This is a genomic window from Actinacidiphila rubida (assembly GCF_900110255.1).
GTDB classification, from domain to species: Bacteria; Actinomycetota; Actinomycetes; order Streptomycetales; family Streptomycetaceae; genus Actinacidiphila; species Actinacidiphila rubida.
The window spans coordinates 90,657-109,455 of record NZ_FODD01000029.1; the positions used below are offsets into that span (position 1 = coordinate 90,657).

Sequence of the window (18,799 nt, forward strand, 5' to 3'; positions counted from 1 at the left end):
TTTGTGCCGACGCTAAACAAAATAGGGACGGTGCTGTCCCGATCCCACCACATACCCATCGATCCGGCGTTGCGCCGGCTGCGCCTCGCCCTGACCGTGTTCTTCGCCGTCGACGGCTTCCTGTTCGCCGGCTGGGTGGTCCGCATCCCGGCCATCAAGGCCCAGGTCGGCGCGTCCGCAGGCCAGTTGGGCCTCGCGCTGCTCGGCGTGTCGGCGGGCGCCGTGGCGACCATGCTGCTCACCGGGCGGCTGTGCCGGATGTTCGGCAGCGAGCGGGTCACGGTGGTCACCGGCGTGATGCTCGCGCTGAGCATCGCCCTGCCGCCGCGCACCCACTCGGCGCTCGGCCTCGGCCTGGTGCTGCTGCTCTTCGGCATCTCCTACGGCGGCCTGAACGTCGCCATGAACAGCGTCGCCGTCGACCTGGTCGCCGCCCTGCGCCGCCCGGTCATGTCCAGCTTCCATGCCGCCTACAGCCTGGGCGGCCTGCTCGGCTCGGGCATCGGCGGCCTGCTGGCCCCGCACCTGTCCCCCGCCACGCACCTGCTGCTGCTCACTCCGGTCGGCCTGGTGGCCGTCGCGCTGGCCGGCCGGCCGCTGCTGGCGCACCCGCTGCGGAGGCCCGAGCGGGGCAGGCGCGCGGTCGTCCCAGCATCCGCATCCGCCTCCGCGCCCGCCCAGCCGCGGAATTCCTCCGCGCCCGCCGAGCCGCGGGACTCCTCCGCGGCCGCGAAAGCCCCGGCCACGGGAACGACGGCGGGGACGGCCGCCGCGCCGTCACGCGCCGGCGGCACCACGCTGCTCGTCGCCGTGTTCGGCCTCATCGCGGCGTGCACGGCGTACGGCGAGGGCGCGCTCGCGGAGTGGGGGCCGTTGCACATCCAGCAGGACCTGCACGGCGGTCCGGGCATCGCGGCGGCCGGCTACTCGGCCGTGACGCTGGCGATGACGCTCGGCCGGCTGTCCGGCACGACGCTGCTCGTCCGGCTCGGCCAGACCCGCGCCCTGGTCCTGGGCGGCCTCACCGCCTGCACCGGCATGCTGGTCGGGGCGCTGGCGCCCTACCTGCCGCTGGTGATGATCGGTTTCGCGCTGACCGGACTGGGGCTGGCGAACCTCTTCCCGACCGCCATCGCCCGCGCGGGCGAGCTGACCGGTCCCAGCGGGGTCGCCGCCGCCTCGACCCTCGGCTACGGCGGCCTGCTCCTGGGCCCGCCCTCCATCGGCTTCCTCACCGACGCCTTCGGCCTGCCCAGCGCGCTGACGACGGTGGCCGCGCTCGCGGCCGTCGCGGCGGTCATCGCCTATCTGGCGCGCAACAGCGGGGCGCGGCAGGACGGTTGACGGCGCCGGGCGCGGGAAGGCGCCCGGCGGGCGTACGCCTCGCGGGCCGGGCGCACCACGGCGCGGCGCGTTTTGACGAACGTCACAGGAGCTCTGCGGCCGCCACGGCGGCATGCTGGTGCACCACATCGGGCGTCCGGGCCGCGCCACCGGAAGCACGGCGCCGTGCGCCGGCCGCCGCCCGCCGAAGGAGGAGCGATGCACATACCGTCCTGGGCCGTCACCGCCACCAGGCCCCTTCACCGGGAACGCGTGTCCCGGGTGTACCTGGCGGTGGTCGCCGCCGCGCTGGCGCTGATGCTGCTCGACACGGCGCTGCTCTCGCACAGCGACGCGTCGCTGACCGGCGTGCTGCTCCTGCTGCTCACCCTGCCGTGGACGCCGCTGCTGTTCTCGGTGCTGGTCTCGGCCGGCGGCTCGGGCGAGCGCTTCGCGTCCTTCGGCTGGTCGGGCTGGACGCTCACGATCGTCTCCGCGCTGCTGTCCGCCGCACTCAACGCCGTCCTGCTGGGGTACGCGGCCCGGCTGCGCCGGCGTCGCCTCGCGGCACGCTGACCTCCGGCGCCCGGCGGCGGGCTGCGAGAATCCGCGCCATGGACACGGATGACTTCATCACGACGCTGCGGCGCGAGGGGCGGCTGCTGGCCGACGCGGCACAGCGATCAGGCCTCGACGCGCCCGTCCCGTCGTGCCCCCAGTGGCAGGTCAGGGATCTGCTGCGGCACGTCGGCGCGGTGCACCGCTGGGCGGCGGCGTTCGTCGCGGAGCGCAGGACGGCGCCGGTGGAATGGGACGAGTCCGCGCCCGGCGACGCGGCCCTGCTCGACTGGTACCGCGCACTGCACTCCGGCCTCGCGGACACCCTCGCGGGAGCGCCGGCCGACACCGACTGCTGGACGTTCCTGCCGGCACCCTCCCCGCTGGCCTTCTGGGCCCGGCGCCAGGCGCACGAGACGACGATCCACCGCATCGACGCGCAGTCCGCGCTCGGCGCGGAACGCGACCCGGTGGACACCGCGTTCGCGTCCGACGGACTCGACGAGCTGCTCACCGGGTTCCACGTGCGGAAGCGCAGCCGGGTGCGCACCAACCGGCCGCGCTCCCTGCGCGTGCTGGCCGCCGACCACCCGGGCGGCGACTGGCTGGTGCATCTGTCCGCGGAGCCACCGGTGGTCGAGCGCGCGGTTCCCGGCGCGGCGGACTGCACGCTGAGCGGCCCGGCGACCGCGCTCTACCTGGCGCTGTGGAACCGGGGCCCGTACGACGGGCTCTCCGTGGAAGGCGACGGCGCACTGGTCGAGCTGTGGCAGCGGACCTCGGCCGTCTGACAGGTCACCGCGCCCCCGCGGACCGGACCCGGGCCCTCGGCCCGGCCGGTCCGCCCTCGGCGGGCGTCAGCTCTTGACGAGCGCGCCCTTGGGCAGCATCCGCTCCAGCACGGCGCGATGGCTCGGCCGGGCCTCGTCGTAACGCGCGCGGCCGTCGGCGGTGATGGCGACGCGCACGCCGCGCCGGTCCTCGCTGCAGATGCCGCGGTCGACCAGGCCCTCCTTCTCCAGGCGGGCCACCAGCCGGGACAGCGCGCTCTGGCTCAGGTGCACCCGGTCGGCGAGTTCCTGCACGCGGAAGGTGCAGCCGTCCTCGGCGTCTCCTCCGGCGAGCACGTCGAGTACTTCGAAGTCGCTGGCGCCGAGTCCGTAGCGGTGCAGCGCACGGTCGATCTCGCAGGCAGTACGCGCGTGAACAGCGAGGATGTCCCGCCATTCCGCGATGAGCGCCCGCTCGTCCCTGTCGCCGGTCATGCCGCGAGGGTAGCAGAAATCGGAACCACATGCACGAACATTAAATGCGCTTGCATTGGATGCACTTGCATGTAGTGTGTGCCGCATGACCTCTCCGTCATCTCCGTCTTCCGCGTCAGCCCTTTCCGTCCCCCGCCCCCAGGACCGCTGGACCGCGCTCCAATGGGGCACCCTGTTCGTCCTGTGCGCGGCCCTGTTCCTGGACGCGCTCGACGTGTCGATGGTCGGGGTGGCGCTCCCCTCCATCGGCAGCGACCTGCACCTGTCCACGTCCTCCCTGCAATGGGTCGTCAGCGGCTACATCCTCGGCTACGGCGGCCTGCTGCTGCTCGGCGGCCGAGCGGCCGACCTGCTCGGCAGGCGCCGGGTCTTCCTGATCGCGCTGGCGATCTTCGCGGTGGCCTCACTGCTCGGCGGCCTCGTCGACTCCGGCTCCCTGCTGATCGCCACCCGCTTCGTCAAGGGCCTGAGCGCCGCGTTCACCGCCCCCGCCGGCCTGTCGATCATCACCACGACCTTCGCCGAGGGCCCGATCCGCAACCGCGCGCTCACCATCTACTCCAGCTGCGGCGCGACCGGCTTCTCCATGGGCCTGGTGCTGTCCGGCTTCCTCACCGAGGCCGGCTGGCGGTGGACGATGCTGCTGCCCGCCCCCGTCGCCCTGGCCGCGCTGATCGCGGGCCTGAAGCTGATCCCGAAGAGCCCGCGCGAGGACCGGGCGGGACGCGGGTACGACCTGCCGGGCGCCGTCGTCGGCACGGTGTCGATGCTGTTGCTCGTCTTCACGGTGGTCTCGGCGTCCGACGCCGGCTGGGCCTCGGCCCGCACCCTCGGCTCGTTCGCGGGTGTCGCCGTGCTGCTCGCCGCGTTCGTGGCGATCGAGCAGCGCTCGGCCAGCCCGCTGATCCGGCTGGGCGTGCTCCGCTCCTCCGGCCAGATCCGCGCCAACATCGGCGGCGCCACGTTCTTCGGCTCCTACGTGGCCTTCCAGTTCCTGGTCACCCAGTACCTGCAGAACGTCCTCGGCTACAGCGCCATGCAGACGGCCCTGGCGTTCCTGCCGGCCGGCGCCCTGGTGGCGATCCTGTCCACCCGCATGGGCCCGATCGTCGACCGGTTCGGCACGCCACGGGTGATCGCGGTCGGCTTCACCCTGCTGGTCGTCGGATACGCGCTGTTCCTGCGGATCAACCTGCACCCGAGCTACGCGGCCATCATCCTGCCCTCGATGCTGCTGCTCGGCGGCGCCTTCGCCCTGGCCTTCCCGTCCCTGAACATCCAAGCCACCAACGGCGTCAGGAACGAGGAGCAGGGCATGGTCTCCGGCCTGCTCAACACCTCGTTCCAGGTGGGCGGCGCGATCTTCCTGGCCATCGTCACCGCGGTCGTCACGGCCAACGTCGGCGGCCACGCGGCCACCAAGCAGGCGGTGCTGGACAGCTACCGGCCCGGCCTGTGGGTGGTCACCGCCATCGGCCTGTTCGGCCTGCTGGTGACGGTCTCCGGCCTGCGCCGCCGCCGCCCGTCCTACGGGATCCTGGTGGCCTCCTCCGCGGACGACGAGGCCCAGGCCCAGCAGGCGGCGGGCTCCGAGCGGGTCAGCACCCGCGACTGACGCACCGCCAGCGTCCCTGTCCCCAGGGGCACGACCGGCCGGCCCCGCGCGACGAGGGAACGCGCGGGGCCGGCCCCCGTTCGCTCCCGGGCCGGCGTCCCCTCCGGCCCGGCACCTCGGGTCGGGTCCCACCGCTGTGACACCCGGACGAGCCGGGCCCGCGCGTGCCGGACTGGACGGGTCTCAGGGGCAGGGAGGGCGGCCATGCGGCAGCGCCACACGGGGGGACGCCCGGGAACGCGTACCCAGGCCGGACGCGACGCCGTCACGGTCGAGATCGCCTACGCCGTCCTCACCGGCGCCCTCCTCGCCGCCGCGGGATTCCTCGCGGCCGCCGCGCCCGCGCTGCTCGGCGCCGTGCACGGCACGGCCCGCGGGCACTGGCTCGCGGGAGCGGCCGGGGTGGCCGTCGCGGTGTTCTGCCTGTGGGCGGGACGCGTCCTGCTGCGCTTCGAGCGCGCCGCCAGGACCCGGGACACCGGCCGGCCGGCCGGGGGTCAGCCGAGCCAGCCGGGCCGGACCAGCCCCGACTCGTAGGCCAGCACGACGAGTTGCGCGCGGTCGCGGGCGCCGAGCTTCACCATGGTGCGGCTGACGTGGGTCTTGGCGGTCAGCGGGCTGACGACCAGCCGGCGCGCGATCTCCTCGTTGGACAGCCCGATGCCGACCAGCGCCATCACCTCGCGCTCCCGCTCGGTGAGCTGGTCGAGCCCGGCCGCGGCCGCGGGCTGCTTGGAGCGCGCCGCGAACTCGGCGATGAGCCGGCGGGTCACCCCGGGCGACAGCAGTGCGTCGCCGCCCACCACCGCCCGTACCGCGCGCAGCAGTTCGTCCGGCTCGGTGTCCTTCACCAGGAAGCCGGACGCGCCGGACCTGATCGCCTCGAAGACGTACTCGTCGAGCTCGAACGTGGTGAGGATGACGACCCTGACGCTCTCCAGCGAGGGGTCGCCGGTGACCGCGCGGGTCGCGGCCAGCCCGTCCATGACCGGCATCCGGATGTCCATCAGCACGGCGTCCGGGGCCAGTTCCCGGACCAGGCGCAGCGCCTGCTCGCCGTCGGCGGCCTCCCCGACGACCTCGATGTCGCCCTGGGCGTCGAGCAGCGCCCGGAATCCGGCCCGCACCAGTACCTGGTCGTCGGCCAGCACGACGCGGATCACGGGCGCTCCTCGGTGGTCGTCCCGGCCGTGCGGCCGGGGTCCTGGGGACGGTGCGGGTCGGCGCGCTCCTCGTCGGCCCCGGTGAACGGCAGCCGGACCAGCACCCGGAAGCCGCCGTCCGCGCGCGGCCCCGCCTCGGCCTCGCCGCCCAGCGCGGCCGCCCGTTCGCGCATCCCCACCAGCCCGTTGCCGCCGCCGCTGTCGCCGCCGCCGACGGCCGGCCCGTCGTCGTCCACCTGCACGCGGACGGCGCCGGAGCCGTAGCGCAGGAGGATGCGCGCGGCGCGTGAACCGGAGTGCCGCACCACGTTGGTGAGGGCCTCCTGCACGATGCGGAAGGCCGCGAGGTCCACGCCCGGCGGGAGCGGGACGCGGGCGCCCTCGACATGGACGTCGGCGCTGAGACCCGCGGCCGTCGCCTGCTCCAGGAGCTCGGGCAGCCGGTCCAGCCCGGGGGCCGGGGCGCGCGGCGCCTCCCCGGGGGCCCGCAGGGTGCCGAGCACCTGGCGGACCTCGCCCAGCGCCTCCTTGCTGGCCGCCTTGATCGTGGTCAGCGCGGTGCGGGCCTGCTCGGGGCGCTCGTCCATCAGCGCGAGCGCCACCCCGGCCTGCACGTTGATCACCGAGATGCTGTGGGCCAGCACGTCGTGCAGCTCGCGGGCGATCCGCATCCGCTCCTCGTCGGTCCTGCGGCGCTCGGCCTCGGCGCGCTCGCGCCGGTCGCGGGCGATCTGGTCGCGGCGCAGCCGGAACAGCTCGGCCGCGGCCAGGACCGCGAGCAGCCAGGCGGCCGTGCCGGACAGCTGGGTCCAGGACGTCCCGTGGTCGCCGGCGGGCGGCAGACAGCGGTAGAGCCAGAGCCCCACGACCGCGTGGCCCGCGAAGACCGTCGCCGCCACGATCAGCACGGCTCTGCGGTGGCCCGCGGCGACGGCGCTGAAGATCGCCACCACGAGGCTGGCGACCACCGGCCCCCAGGGATAGCCCAGCACCACGTAGAGCAGCGTCACCGCGCCGGTGCCGGCCACCACGGCGACCGGCCGGCGGCGCCGGAAGAGCAGCATGGCGGGCCCGGCGAGCAGCAGCACGTAGCCGAACGGATCGAGCTCCACCCGGTGGGGCTGGTGGCGGCCGGCGATGCTGGTGCCGACGACCTGCACGATCGCCAGCGCGAGCACCGGAAACCAGGAGGCGCGTGCCGGGCGTCCCGCGGCGGGGAACCTGCGGCTCGGCGGCCCGGGCAGTTCCTGGTTGGTCATGGCTCCCACGCTAGACCGGCACCGGGAGCGCACGCGTCCACCCTGCGTGGGCAGGGCGGATACTTCACCAGGAGTACGCGAGGGGGCGCCGACACGCGCCTGTCCCACGAGGTTGCCCCGGGGGCAGCGGCGCGTTCGCGGTCAGCCTGCGTGTGCCGGGAAGAGGCACGCGACGGTGGCGACGATCGCCGCCCGGCGGGCTGCGAGGAATGCGGTTCGCTCTTCGTGCCCCGGTGGCAGGAGGTCGGGCTGGGCCGCCCAGGCCATGGCGATCTGGTTGACGAACATGAGGATGTCGATCGGCTCCCAGGCGGTGTCCAGCTGACCCACCTGCTGGGCCCTGCGCAGTTGCTCGACCTTGCCGGCGACGGACTGCCGGACGGCGTCGTCGGCTCCGTCCCCGCTGGTGTCCAGTTCCAGCTGGCCCCAGCGCATGAGGCGGAAGTGGTCGGGGTGGTCCAGGAAGTAGTCGTGGATGCGGCCGGCGTAGGCGGGCAGGTCGGCGGGGTCCAGGCGGGTCGCCTCCGCCACGGCGGCCAGTTCCTGGGCGGAGACGTGGCGGTACAGCTCCTCCTTGGAGGCGAAGTAGGCGTAGAAGCGTTCCTTGCTGGTCCTGGCGGCCTTGGCGATGCGGTCCACCCGTGCTCCGGCGATCCCATGCCTGGAGAACTCGGCCAAGGCCGCGGCGAGAATGCGCTCGCGGGCCGAGTCGGCGCTGCTCCTGGCGGGGGTCATGCGCCCCACGCTACCCGACCGAACCGTTCGGTTTGGTGGTGGGCAATCGGCGGCGTAATGTCAAACCGAACAGTTTGGTTTGACCTTGGGAGACTCCATGCAGCAGCGGACACTGGGCACGCAGGGCCTGACCGTTTCGGCGCTCGGCTACGGCGCGATGGGCCTGACCATGGCCTACGGGCCCGGCGACGAACAGGCCGGCATCGCCGCCCTCCAGCGGGCGTACGAGCTGGGCGTGACGTTCTTCGACACCGCCGAGCTCTACGGCTGGGGCACCGGCAACAACGAGGCCCTCGTCGGCAAGGCCGTCCGGGGCTTCCGCGACCAGGTGGTGCTGGCCACCAAGTTCGGCTTCGCCCGCACGGAGCAGGGCCTGGGCCTGGACAGCCGCCCCGAGAACATCCGCAAGGTCGCCGACAACAGCCTGCGCCACCTGGGCGTCGACCGGATCGACGTCCTCTACCAGCACCGCGTGGACCCCGCCGTGCCCATCGAGGACGTCGCCGGCACCGTCAAGGAGCTCATCGACGCGGGCAAAGTGACGTACTTCGGCCTCAGCGAGGCCGGCCCGCAGACCATCCGCCGCGCCCACGCCGTGCAGCCGGTCTCCGTGCTCCAGACCGAGTACTCCCTCTTCGAACGCGACGCCGAACAGCTCTTCCCCACCCTGACCGACCTCGGCATCGGCTTCGTCGCCTACTCCCCGCTCGGCCGCGGCTTCATCACCGGTACCGCCAAGCCGGCCGGCCAGTACGACGCCACCGACATGCGCAACAACGACCCCCGCTGGCAGCCCGGCAACTACGAGAAGAACCTCGATGCCGTGACCCGACTCGCCGCCCTGGCCGCCGCCAAGGGCACCACCGTCGCCCAGCTCGCCCTCGCCTGGCTCCTCGCCCAGGGCGAGCACATCGTCCCCATCCCCGGCACGCGCAGCACCGCCCGCATCGAGGAGAACAGCGCAGCCGCCGAACTCTCCCTCTCCCCGGACGACCTCGCCACGATCAGCGAGATCCTCCCCACCGGCGGGTACGGCGCCCGCTACGCCGAAGGCCACATCCCCACCTGGGACTGACCGGCAGCCCCGTCGGTCCGGACCCGCCGATCCGGCCCGTCGATCCGGCCCGTCGATCCAGGCAGTCGCCTGGAGAGGTCAGGAGGCGTCAGGACCGCTGCTCCCCGCCGGCCCGATCGCCGTCGCCGGCCTGGCCGTCGGCGGGCGGGCCACCGGAAGGGGCGAGCCCCACCTGCGCGGCCAGCGCCGCGGCGGCCTGGTCGAAGAACGGGCCGCGGGCCTCGACCACCCGGTTGAACTGGCCGAAGACCTCGAAGCTGACGATGCCGAAGACCTGCGCCCAGGCCGCGACGAGCGCGGCGATGGTCGGCACCGGCAGGTCGGGCGCCAGCTCGGAGGCGAGCAGCGCGGCGTCGGCGCGCACCGGTCCGGCCAGCGGGCGGCCGAGCGGTGGGCCGAGCACGCCGTCGTGCTGCGCGTCGCCGACCACGGCGACCAGGGCCAGGCCGACGCGGGAGGCCGGGACGACGGTGTCCTGGGGGGCGCCGTAGCCGGGCACGGGCGAACCGTAGACGAGGGCGTACTCGTGGGGGTGGTCCACCGCCCAGTCGCGCGCGGCGCGGCAGACCGCGATCCACCGGTCCGCGGGAGCGGCGCCGGCGGACGCGGCGAGTGCCTGCTCGGCAGCGGCCCCTATGGCGTCATAGGCGTCGATGATCAGCGCGGTGAACAGGTCGTCGCGGCTCGGGAAGTAGCGGTACAGCGCCGAGGAGACCATGCCCAGTTCGCGGGCGACCGCGCGGAGCGACAGCCGTGCCGCACCCTCGGAGGCCAGCTGCCGCCGGGCCTCCTCCTTGATCGCGGCGGTGACTTCCGTCCTGGCGCGCTCCCTGGCTCCCTGGATGACACTCATGAAAACAGTGTGCCATGCGGGAGAGCGGCGGCCAACGAAGAGAGCAGTGCTCTTGCTTTTGCGCGGGACCACGGTGCACACTGTTCTCAAGCGAGAGCACCGCTCACAAAACGGGGAAGGTGCTCACCGCCCACTCCGCTCACGCGGTTCCCGGCGGCAACGAGCACCACAGAGGATTCACGAGGAGTCGTCATGTCCGAGCAGGCCCTGCACGTCCAGAAGCCCGGCTGGTTCACCGTCAACGTCTTCAACCGCACCGTGGCCTGGATGACCCGGCGCGGCTTCAGCGTCTGGGGCTCGCGGGTCCTGGAGGTGCGCGGACGCAAGAGCGGCGAGTGGCGCCGCACCCCGGTCAACGTGCTCACCCTGGACGGCCGGCGGTACCTGGTCGCCCCCCGCGGCCACGTCCAGTGGACGCACAACATGCGCGCGGCGGGCGGCGGCCGCCTGGTGCTGGGCAAGCGCGTGGAGGAGTTCACGGCCACCGAGGTGGTGGACGACGCCGAGAAGATCGCCGTGCTGCGCGGTTACCTCAAGCGGTGGAAGGCCGAGGTGGGCGTCTTCTTCGGCGGCGTCAGCGCCGACTCCACGGACGAGGAACTGCTGGCCATAGCGCCCAAGCACCCCGTGTTCGCCGTCACCCGCGCGCAGGGCGAGTGACGGGTGCGGCCGACGAGCCCCGTGTTCGGGCGCGGCTCGCCCGGCCGGCCCGGTCAGGGCCGGTCGGCGGCCTCCAGCGCACGGCGGGCGATCGGATGCGTGCGGACGAGTTCGGCCAGCGAGCTCTTGCCGCGGGTGATCCCGGCGAACGCCCGCCAGGCCGGCGGGAACGTGGTGAGCACGGCGTGCAGGACACCGGGGCGCTTCTCGAACAGCGCCAGCATGCGGCGGCCGACCCCCATCTCCACGCCGAGCCCGGCCTTGACCGCGAAGGCGTAGTTGAGGGCCTGGCGCCGGGCGTCCACCGCGTCGTGGGCCTCGGCGATGCGCACCGCCCACTCCCCCGCGAGGCGGCCCGAGCGCAGCGCGTACGAGATGCCCTCGCGGGTCCACGGCTCCAGCAGCCCGGCCGCGTCACCGCACACCAGGACCCGGCCGCGGGACAGCGGCGAGTCGTCGGACCGGCAGCGGGTCAGGTGCCCGGAGGACACGCTCGGCTCGAAGCCGGCCAGGCCCAGGCGGGCGACGAAGTCGTCCAGATAGCGCTTGGTGGCGCTGCCGTCGCCGCGCGCGGAGATCACGCCCACGGTCAGCGAGTCGCCCTTGGGGAACACCCAGCCGTAGCTGCCCGGCAGCGGGCCCCAGTCGATGAGGACGCGTCCCGCCCAGTCCTCGGCGACCGAGGCGGGCACCGGGATCTCGGACTCCAGCCCGAGGTCGACCTGGTCGAGCTTCACCCCGACGTGGGCCCCTATCCGGCTGGCACTGCCGTCCGCGCCGACGACCGCGCGGGCGTACACCGTCTCCTCGCGCTTGCCGTCCGGACCGCCGGTGCTGACGACCACCGCGACGGTGCGGCGGTCGGGCACCCCGGGGCCGTGCTGTTCCACCCGCACGACGGTCGCCCCGGTGCGCACCGTGGCGCCCGCCTCGCGGGCGGCGTCGACCAGGCCCGCGTCGAACTCGGGGCGGTTGATGAGCCCGAAGAGCATCTGCCGGGACCGCTTGGTGCGGGTGAGCCGGCCGTTGAGGCTGAAGGTGACCGCGTGCACCCGGTCGCGCAGGGGCAGTTCGAAGCCCGGCGGCAGGGAGTCCCTGGACGGGCCGATGATGCCGCCGCCGCACGTCTTGTAGCGGGGCAGTTCGGCCTTCTCGAGCAGCAGGACGCTCCGGCCGGTCAGGGCGGCGGCGTGCGCCGCGGAGGCCCCCGCGGGGCCCGCGCCGATCACCACGACGTCCCAGACCCCGAGCGCCTCGCCGTCCCCCGTGCCGCTGTCCTGCGCCGCCTGCTCACCGCTCACGTCTGATTCCGCTCCCACTCGGGCCCGTTCGACTGCCTCGTGCTGTCATGGCTGTTCAATGGCTGTTCAGCCGCATCCTATGCGCCGAGGTCCACGGCATGCTGTGGCACCGTCGGCTCGTGCCGTCGCGAAGTCCGGCGGCGGGGGTGCCCACGGTGTTCCCGCGGTCCGCCGGAGGGCGTCACGGCACCGCGTTTCCGCTGTCCGCACGCGTCCGACCGGCCCCGATCACGCCTGATCCGCCTCCCGCCGCGTCCGGCCGGGTCGGTCTGAGTCAGACTGGCTCCGCCCGTGTCGCGCCGGGCCCGGCTCCCGCCGGGCCGTGTCCGGCGGGGGTTCGGCCGTGTCCGGCCGAGTCAGTCGTGGTCCGCCTGTCCCCTCAAGGAGTTCCCATGCCGTCCGTTCCGCTGTCCGAGACCGTGGCCGCGCTGCTCCCGCGCGCCAGGACCGAGCTGGCCGAACTGGTCGCCTTCGCCTCGGTCGCCGACGAGCGGCAGTACCCGCGGAGCGAGTCCGAGAAGGCCGCGCGGTGGATCGCCGACGCGCTGGGCGCCGAGGGCTTCCAGGACGTGGCCCTGCTCGACACCCCGGACGGCACCCAGTCGGTGTACGGGTACCTGCCGGGGCCCGCTGACGCGCCGACGGTGCTGCTGTACGCGCACTACGACGTGCAGCCGCCGCTCGACGAGTCGGCCTGGCTGTCCCCGCCGTTCGAGCTCACCGAGCGCGACGGCCGCTGGTACGGGCGCGGCGCGGCGGACTGCAAGGGCGGGGTGATGATGCACCTGACGGCGCTGCGGGCGCTCAAGGAGCAGGGCGGCGTCCCGGTCAACGTCAAGGTGATCGTGGAGGGTTCGGAGGAGCAGGGCACCGGCGGCCTGGAGCGCTACGCCGAGCAGCACCCCGAACTGCTGGCGGCCGACACGATCGTCATCGGCGACGCGGGCAACTTCCGGCTGGGTCTGCCGACCGTCGTCTCGTCCCTGCGCGGCATGGCGCTGATGGACGTCCGGGTCGCCACGCTGGAGGGCAACCTGCACTCCGGGCTGTTCGGCGGCGCGGCGCCCGACGCGCTGGCCGCGCTCATCCACATGCTCGCCTCGCTGCGGGACGAGACCGGCGCGACCACCATCGACGGCCTGGACGCCGAGGGCACCTGGCCCGGGATCGCCTACGACGAGGCCGACTTCAGGCGCGACGCCAAGGTGCTGGACGGGGTCGGCCTGGTGGGCACCGGCAGCATCTCCGACCGGCTGTGGGCGCGGCCCGCGGTCACCGTCCTCGGCATCGACGCGCCGCCCGTCGTCGGCGCGACCCCGTCGGTCCACGCGCGGGCCGGCGCCCTGGTGAGCGTCCGGGTCCCGCCGGGCGCCGAGTCCGCCAAGGCGGCCGACGCCCTGACCGCGCACCTGCGCGCGGCGGCGCCGTGGGGTGCCCGGGTCGAGGTGACGCTGCGCGGCAGCGGCGAGCCGTTCGCCGCCGACACCGGCAGCCCGGCGTACGCGGCGATGGCCGAGGCGATGCGGGAGGCCTACGGCCAGGAGATGGCCGTCGCGGGCAACGGCGGTTCCATCCCGCTGTGCAACACCCTGGCCAGGCTCTACCCGGCGGCGGAGATCCTGCTGATCGGCCTCAGCGAGCCCGACGCGCAGATCCACGCGGTCAACGAGAGCGTCTCGCCGGAGGAGTTGGAGAAGCTGTCGCTCACCGAGGCGCTGTTCCTGCGCCGCTACGCCGTCTCCCGGACGGCGGGCCAGGGAGTCTGACCGGTCGTCACGCCGCGGGCCGGCATGGCCGCGACGGCCCGCGGTGCGGTCCGGACGCCGGCGCGGTGGGGGGCACGCGGCGGGCGGCGGACCGCACAGGGGCCGTGGCGGCGGGCTCACTCGGCCGGGTGGCCGGCTTCCAGGTTCAGCGGCCGGCCCTGTTCCCGGGCGCGCAGCGCCCAGCGGAGCCGGTCCAACCGCACCGGCGGCAGCAGCCCGGCCGCCTCGTCCTCGGTGACGAACCGCCAGTCGCGCAGTTCGGAGCGCGGCAGCAGCAGCCGGCCGATGTCGGCGCGGGGCATCCGCCCGCCGTCGAAGAGCAGTCTCAGTCCCCCGTACCCCGGGGGTCTGGGCGGTTCCCAGTCCACGACGAGCAGTTCGAGCCCGCGGGTCAGCTGGATGCCGAGTTCCTCGGCGACCTCGCGGTAGCCGGCCCGGGTCGGCGACTCCCCGCGCTCCACCACCCCGCCGGGGAACTCCCAGCCCGGCTTGTAGGTGGGGTCGACCAGCAGCACCCGGTCGTCCTCGTCGAAGAGCAGCACGCCCGCGGCGACCGTCTCGGCGCGCGGCTCCGGCGTCTGCACGATGCCGCAGTCGCCCGCGCCGCGGCCGACCGCCTCGGCGATCCGGACCGCGGTCTGCTCCGGCGTCAGCCCCGCTGTGGACACCGGATGGGCGTCCGAGCCGAGCCAGGGCAGGGCGGCGCGGTAGTCGGCGATGCGGTCCAGGGCCCACCGCCGCGCAGCGTCGTCGGCCTCGGGCTGGTCCGGGTTGTCGGCCCTGGCGGCGATCCGTGATCGCAGGATCGTTTCTCCGGGGTCGAGCAGCACATGGCGGACCTCGATGCCGCGCGCGGCGAGGCCACCGAAGATCTCGTCACGGTGCTCCTGGCGCAGCAGCGACATGGGCGCGACCAGCACCCCGCCGACCTCGGCGAGCAGCGAGGCGGCGGTCTCCACGACCAGCCGCCGCCAGATGGGCAGTTCCTGGTAGTCGGTGACCTCCTGGAGCCGCTTCTCGGGCAGCAGGCGGCGCACGCCGCAGCCCAGCACCTCGGGTTCGTACAGGGTGCTTTCCGGTAGCAGGTCGAGCAGTGCGCGGCCCGCACAGCTCTTGCCCGCGCCGAACGCCCCGTTCACCCAGATGATCACGGTGCCCCCTTCTCCGTAGACCCCTACGAATTGCCCGGATCCGCGCCCCCACCAAACGCCCCGCCTCCCGCGGCCGTCCGGTACGCGCCTGCTCGGGCCCTCGCGCGCGGGGATGCGGTGGGCCGCCGGGCGCGGCCGGGGCGGAGGCATGCGTCAGGGGCCCGCCCCTGCCGGGACGGGCCCCTGGACGCCACGGGTCACGGACGGAGGGTGAAGCCCTCCAGGCGCAGCGCCTGCGCGGCGGCCGCGGCGGCGCCCACCAGGCCGGCGTCCGTGCCGAGCTTGGCCGGGACGACGTCGACGCCCGCGGCGAAGGAGAGCGTGGCGTAGCGGGTGAGGTGGTCGCGGAGCGGGTCGAAGAGGATCGGGCCCGCGTTGGCGACGCCTCCGCCGATGACGGCCACGTGGATCTCGACGAGGGTCGCGGTCGCGGCGATGGACGCGGCGAGCGCCTGGGCGGCGCGGTCGAAGGAGGCGAGCGCGATCGGGTCGCCGGCCCGCGCCGACTCCGCGACGGCCGCGGCGGTGGGCGCCGTACCGGCCGGCGGCTGCCAGCCGTTGTCGAGCGCGCGCCGGGCGATGTTCGGCCCGGAGGCGATCCGCTCGACGCAACCCCGCGAACCGCACGGGCACCGGTCGCCGTCGAGGTCGACGCTGATGTGCCCGATGTGACCGGCGTTGCCGGTCGGCCCGGGCAGCAGAGCGCCGCCGAGCACCAGTCCGCCGCCGACGCCGGTGGAGACCACCATGCACAGCGCGTTGTCGTAGCCGCGGGCCGCACCCTGCCAGTGCTCGGCGGCGGTCATGGCCACGCCGTCGCCGGTGAGGACGACGGGCAGCCCCTCACTCGCCTCGGAGACCCGCGCGACCAGCGGGAACTCCCGCCAGCCGGGGACGTTCACCGGGCTGACGGTGCCGTGCGCGGCGTCGACCGGTCCGGCGCTGCCGATCCCGACGGCGACGGCGCCCTGCCACCGGGCCTCGGCCCGCAGGTCGCCGAGGACCTCGGTCACCGCCCGCAGCACCGTCTCGCCGTCCTCTCCGGCGGGGGTCGGACGCAGGGCGCGGGCCACCAGCCGTCCCTCGGTGTCGACGAGCGCACCGGCGATCTTCGTACCGCCGATGTCCAGCGCGGCCACATGTGGTCCAATGGCGCCGTGGGGGGACTGCATCGCTCGGTGGTCTCCTTCGTCGTGTGTCGTCCAGTGCCGTGCACGTCCGGCGCCGTCGGGGTCTCGACCCCAAGGGTTCCGCACTGAGCGGCCCCAGGAGTAGTCTCACCTGATCCTGACAACGTTGTCCATGTCTTGCCGCAGGGAATACTACGACCGTGACCCAAACACCTGGACGTGCCCCCCGGCCCACGATGAAGGATGTCGCCGCCCGTGCGGGCGTCGGCCTCAAGACGGTCTCCCGCGTGGTGAACGAGGAAGCGGGCGTCACGCCCGACACCGTGGCACGCGTCCAGGCCGCCATCGAGGCGCTCGGCTTCCGGCGCAACGACAGCGCGCGGCTGCTCCGCACCCGCCGCACCTCCAGCATCGGGCTGGTGCTCGAGGACCTCGCCGACCCCTTCTACGCGCCGCTGAGCCGGGCCGTGGAGGACGTGGCCAGGGCGCATGGCGCACTGCTGTTCACCGGCTCCAGCGCGGAGGACCCCCGGCGCGAGCAGGAGCTCGTGCTGGCCTTCTGCGCGCGGCGGGTGGACGGCCTGATCGTGGTGCCCGCCAGCGACGACCACCGCTACCTCAGCCCGGAGATCGAGGCCGGCGTGGCGACGGTGTTCGTGGACCGCCCGGCCGGCCGGCTGGACGCGGACGTCGTCCTCACCGACAACGCCGGCGGCGTGCGGGACGGCGTGGCGCACCTCATCGCCCACGGACACCGCAGGATCGGCTTCATCGGCGACCAGCCCGGCATCCACACCGCCGCCGAGCGCCTGCGCGGCTACCGCGAGGCGATGGCCGCCGCGAACCTGCCGGTGAGCAACGCCTGGTACGCGATGGGCCCGACGACCCCGGAGCGGGTGCGCGCCTCCATCGACGCGATGCTGTCCGGCCCGGAACCGGTCACGGCGCTGCTCGCCGGCAACAACCGCGTCACGGTGACGGCGGTGCGCGTGCTGTCGGGGCTGACCCGTCCGGTGGCGCTGGTCGGCTTCGACGACTTCGAGCTCGCGGACCTGCTGAGCCCGCCGGTCACGGTCGTCGCCCAGGACGCACCCGGTCTCGGCCGCACCGCGGCCCAGCTGCTGTTCCGCCGCCTCGACGGCATGGCCAGCGACGCCCCGACCCGCACCGAGCTGCCGGCCCGCCTGATTCCGCGCGGCTCCGGCGAGATCCCGCCCGCGTCCTGACGGCCCGGACGGCCCGGACGGCCCGGACGGCCCGGACGGCCCGGACGGCCCGGACGGCCCGGACGGCCCGGACGGCACCAGGCTCCGGGACGGCCGCCCGCGCCTTCGCGGCGGGCGGACGTCCGAGGCGGTGCCAGGACGCCGCGCCCGAAGCGGCGTCAGGACGCCCCGGGCGCGCGTCCCGCGAGCGCCTCCAGCTCCGCGCGGGTGAGTCCGGTGGCCTCCGCCACCTCCTGCCCGTCGAGGGCCGCGCAGTCCAGGCCGCGCAGCAGGTAGCCGCTGAGCGCCCGCGCGGTCGCGGGCTCGTCCATCACCGCGCCGCCGGACCCGGCCACGTACGCCGCCAGTCGGGCCGCCGCGGCCGCCATGCCCTCGCGGTAGAAGGCGTAGACGGCGGCGTACCGGGTGGGCAGGTGTCCGGGGTGCATGTCCCAGCCCTGGTAGTAGGCGCGGGCCAGCGACCGGCGCACGAGCCGGTAGTGCAACCGCCATGCGGCGTGCACCTGTTCCGCGGGACCGGCCGGGAGGACGTTGGTGGAGCCGTCGGAGAGCCGGACACCGGTGCCCGCGGCCGCCGCCTGCATCACGGCCTTGGCGTGGTCGGCCGCCGGGTGGTCCATCGACTGGTGGGCGGGACTGACGCCGCACGCGGCGCTGTAGTCGAAGGTGCCGTAGTGCAGGGCCGTGGCGCGTCCCTCGGCGGCGTCGATGAGCAGCGGCACGGCCGTCCTGCCGTCGGGGCCGACGATCGCCTGGGTGGTCTCGATCTGGATCTCGAACCCGAGCCGGCCCGCGGGCAGCCCCGCGGCCTGCTCGAAAGCCCCGCACAGCCGGGCCATCGCGGCGACCTGGGACGGGAAGGTGACCTTCGGCAGGGTCAGCACGAGCCCGTCGGGCAGGCCACCGCCGTCCAGCAGGGTGGTGAGGAACAGGTCGAGGGTGCGGATGCCGCGGTCGCGGACGGCCTCCTCCATGCACTTCATGCGGATGCCGACGCACGGGGGCGCGCTGCCGTCGGCGACCGCGGCCGAGACGGCACGGGCCGCGGCGACCGCGGCGGCGTCCTCCTCCGCGTCGGACCGCACCCCGTAGCCGTCCTCGAAGTCGATGCGCAGGTCCTCGACGGGCTCGCGCAGCAGCTTGTCCCGGACCCGGTCGTGGACCTCCGCGGCCAGCGCGGCGGGCAGGCCGAGCACCCCGGTCAGCGCGCCCGCGCCGGGCGCGTGCGCGTCGAGCAGGGCCAGCGCCTCGTCGCCCCAGGCGCGCGCGGTCCCGGCGCCGAAGGCGTCGGCGGGCACGTAGACGGTGTGGACGGGCTGCCGCGTGCCGGGGTCGCCCGGGTAGCGCCGGGCCAGTTCGGCGTCGGTGGCGGCCAGGGCCGCGCCGACCTCCGCTCGTACCGCGTCCGCCAGCGTCGTACCGGCCGCTTGCGCCATGGGCTGTGCCCTCCCCGACTCAGACCGCTTCAACAAAACGTTGAAGCGAAGCTAGCCCGGCGGTCGGCGCGGGTCAACAGGCAACACGACGGCCCCCGGCCGCGGGGCGACCGGGGGCCACGAACGCGCGCGCCCGGGAGGAGTTCCGGCGGCGGCAGCGTCGTGGCCCCCGCTCCCGACGGTCGTCGCCTCCGTCGGGTGGTCAGCCCTTGTGGGTGGTGATGGCGTCGGTGAGTTGGGGCAGGACCTGGAAGAGGTCGCCGACGACGCCGTAGTCGACGAG

General features: G+C 74.5%; 18 protein-coding genes. 9 read left to right on the plus strand and 9 right to left on the minus strand.

Annotated elements, in window-relative coordinates; genetic code table 11:
- The first annotated feature begins 3 nt into the window (after window positions 1-3).
- The 3 genes from BMW99_RS26760 (at window position 4) to BMW99_RS26770 (ending at window position 2,672) form a co-directional block, all read left to right on the plus strand.
- A complete protein-coding gene (locus BMW99_RS26760) occupies window positions 4-1,344 on the plus strand; it encodes an MFS transporter (protein ID WP_177226109.1) in 1,341 nt (446 codons plus the stop codon).
- Between the two features lie 198 nt (window positions 1,345-1,542).
- Window positions 1,543-1,899, plus strand: a complete 357-nt coding sequence (locus BMW99_RS26765) for an SCO4225 family membrane protein (RefSeq protein ID WP_069464659.1) — start codon at window positions 1,543-1,545, stop codon at window positions 1,897-1,899.
- A 38-nt stretch (window positions 1,900-1,937) separates the two neighbouring features.
- On the plus strand, window positions 1,938-2,672 hold the full coding sequence (locus BMW99_RS26770; RefSeq protein ID WP_069464658.1) for a maleylpyruvate isomerase family mycothiol-dependent enzyme: 735 nt from the start codon (window positions 1,938-1,940) through the stop codon (window positions 2,670-2,672).
- 66 nt (window positions 2,673-2,738) lie between these two features.
- Here the strand turns inward: BMW99_RS26770 and BMW99_RS26775 are convergent, their stop codons facing one another.
- Complete coding sequence (locus tag BMW99_RS26775) at window positions 2,739-3,146, minus strand: MarR family winged helix-turn-helix transcriptional regulator (RefSeq protein ID WP_069464657.1); 408 nt, start codon at window positions 3,144-3,146, stop codon at window positions 2,739-2,741.
- 85 nt (window positions 3,147-3,231) lie between these two features.
- Here BMW99_RS26775 and BMW99_RS26780 point away from each other — a divergent pair, with 85 nt between their 5' ends.
- Entirely contained in the window at window positions 3,232-4,761 is a 1,530-nt protein-coding gene (locus BMW99_RS26780; RefSeq protein WP_075017691.1) for an MFS transporter, read from the plus strand.
- 204 nt (window positions 4,762-4,965) lie between these two features.
- Window positions 4,966-5,298 (plus strand): DUF6332 family protein, encoded by a 333-nt coding sequence (locus tag BMW99_RS26785; RefSeq protein WP_075017692.1) that lies wholly within the window; start codon window positions 4,966-4,968, stop codon window positions 5,296-5,298.
- On the opposite strand, the gene BMW99_RS26790 is transcribed toward BMW99_RS26785, so the two are convergent.
- The 3 genes from BMW99_RS26790 to BMW99_RS26800 all read right to left on the minus strand — a co-directional run bounded on the left by BMW99_RS26790 (window position 5,259) and on the right by BMW99_RS26800 (window position 7,918).
- The gene (locus BMW99_RS26790) at window positions 5,259-5,924 is read right to left on the minus strand and encodes a response regulator (RefSeq protein ID WP_069464998.1); all 666 of its coding nucleotides are present in this window, start codon (window positions 5,922-5,924) and stop codon (window positions 5,259-5,261) included. The two genes, BMW99_RS26785 and BMW99_RS26790, sit on opposite strands and share 40 nt — an antisense overlap.
- Window positions 5,921-7,183 carry a sensor histidine kinase gene (locus tag BMW99_RS26795; RefSeq protein WP_069464997.1) on the minus strand — a complete coding sequence of 421 codons (1,263 nt, stop codon included), beginning with the start codon at window positions 7,181-7,183 and terminating at the stop codon, window positions 5,921-5,923. Before BMW99_RS26795 ends, BMW99_RS26790 begins: the two co-directional genes overlap by 4 nt.
- 141 nt (window positions 7,184-7,324) lie before the next feature.
- Entirely contained in the window at window positions 7,325-7,918 is a 594-nt protein-coding gene (locus BMW99_RS26800) for a TetR family transcriptional regulator (RefSeq protein ID WP_069464996.1), read from the minus strand.
- A gap of 97 nt (window positions 7,919-8,015) precedes the next feature.
- On the opposite strand from BMW99_RS26800, the gene BMW99_RS26805 reads away from it, so the two are divergent.
- Complete coding sequence (locus BMW99_RS26805) at window positions 8,016-8,993, plus strand: aldo/keto reductase (protein ID WP_069464995.1); 978 nt, start codon at window positions 8,016-8,018, stop codon at window positions 8,991-8,993.
- Between the two features lie 88 nt (window positions 8,994-9,081).
- Here BMW99_RS26805 and BMW99_RS26810 read toward each other — a convergent pair whose 3' ends face one another.
- Complete coding sequence (locus BMW99_RS26810; RefSeq protein WP_079138647.1) at window positions 9,082-9,846, minus strand: TetR/AcrR family transcriptional regulator; 765 nt, start codon at window positions 9,844-9,846, stop codon at window positions 9,082-9,084.
- 192 nt (window positions 9,847-10,038) lie between these two features.
- On the opposite strand from BMW99_RS26810, the gene BMW99_RS26815 reads away from it, so the two are divergent.
- Window positions 10,039-10,506: a nitroreductase family deazaflavin-dependent oxidoreductase gene (locus BMW99_RS26815; RefSeq protein WP_069464994.1), complete on the plus strand. Its 468-nt coding sequence runs from the start codon at window positions 10,039-10,041 to the stop codon at window positions 10,504-10,506.
- A 53-nt stretch (window positions 10,507-10,559) separates the two neighbouring features.
- Here BMW99_RS26815 and BMW99_RS26820 read toward each other — a convergent pair whose 3' ends face one another.
- Window positions 10,560-11,807: a geranylgeranyl reductase family protein gene (locus BMW99_RS26820; RefSeq protein ID WP_075017693.1), complete on the minus strand. Its 1,248-nt coding sequence runs from the start codon at window positions 11,805-11,807 to the stop codon at window positions 10,560-10,562.
- A gap of 392 nt (window positions 11,808-12,199) precedes the next feature.
- Here BMW99_RS26820 and BMW99_RS26825 point away from each other — a divergent pair, with 392 nt between their 5' ends.
- On the plus strand, window positions 12,200-13,573 hold the full coding sequence (locus tag BMW99_RS26825) for a dipeptidase (RefSeq protein WP_075017694.1): 1,374 nt from the start codon (window positions 12,200-12,202) through the stop codon (window positions 13,571-13,573).
- Between the two features lie 116 nt (window positions 13,574-13,689).
- Here BMW99_RS26825 and BMW99_RS26830 read toward each other — a convergent pair whose 3' ends face one another.
- Both BMW99_RS26830 and BMW99_RS26835 read right to left on the minus strand, forming a co-directional pair.
- The gene (locus BMW99_RS26830; RefSeq protein ID WP_075017695.1) at window positions 13,690-14,724 is read right to left on the minus strand and encodes an NUDIX hydrolase; all 1,035 of its coding nucleotides are present in this window, start codon (window positions 14,722-14,724) and stop codon (window positions 13,690-13,692) included.
- 197 nt (window positions 14,725-14,921) lie between these two features.
- A complete protein-coding gene (locus tag BMW99_RS26835) occupies window positions 14,922-15,896 on the minus strand; it encodes an ROK family protein (protein WP_069465073.1) in 975 nt (324 codons plus the stop codon).
- A 194-nt stretch (window positions 15,897-16,090) separates the two neighbouring features.
- Here BMW99_RS26835 and BMW99_RS26840 point away from each other — a divergent pair, with 194 nt between their 5' ends.
- Entirely contained in the window at window positions 16,091-17,080 is a 990-nt protein-coding gene (locus BMW99_RS26840; protein ID WP_069465074.1) for a LacI family DNA-binding transcriptional regulator, read from the plus strand.
- 158 nt (window positions 17,081-17,238) lie between these two features.
- On the opposite strand, the gene BMW99_RS26850 is transcribed toward BMW99_RS26840, so the two are convergent.
- Window positions 17,239-18,516, minus strand: coding sequence for a DUF6986 family protein (locus tag BMW99_RS26850; protein WP_075017696.1), 1,278 nt, complete (start codon window positions 18,514-18,516; stop codon window positions 17,239-17,241).
- Window positions 18,517-18,799 lie beyond the last annotated feature (283 nt).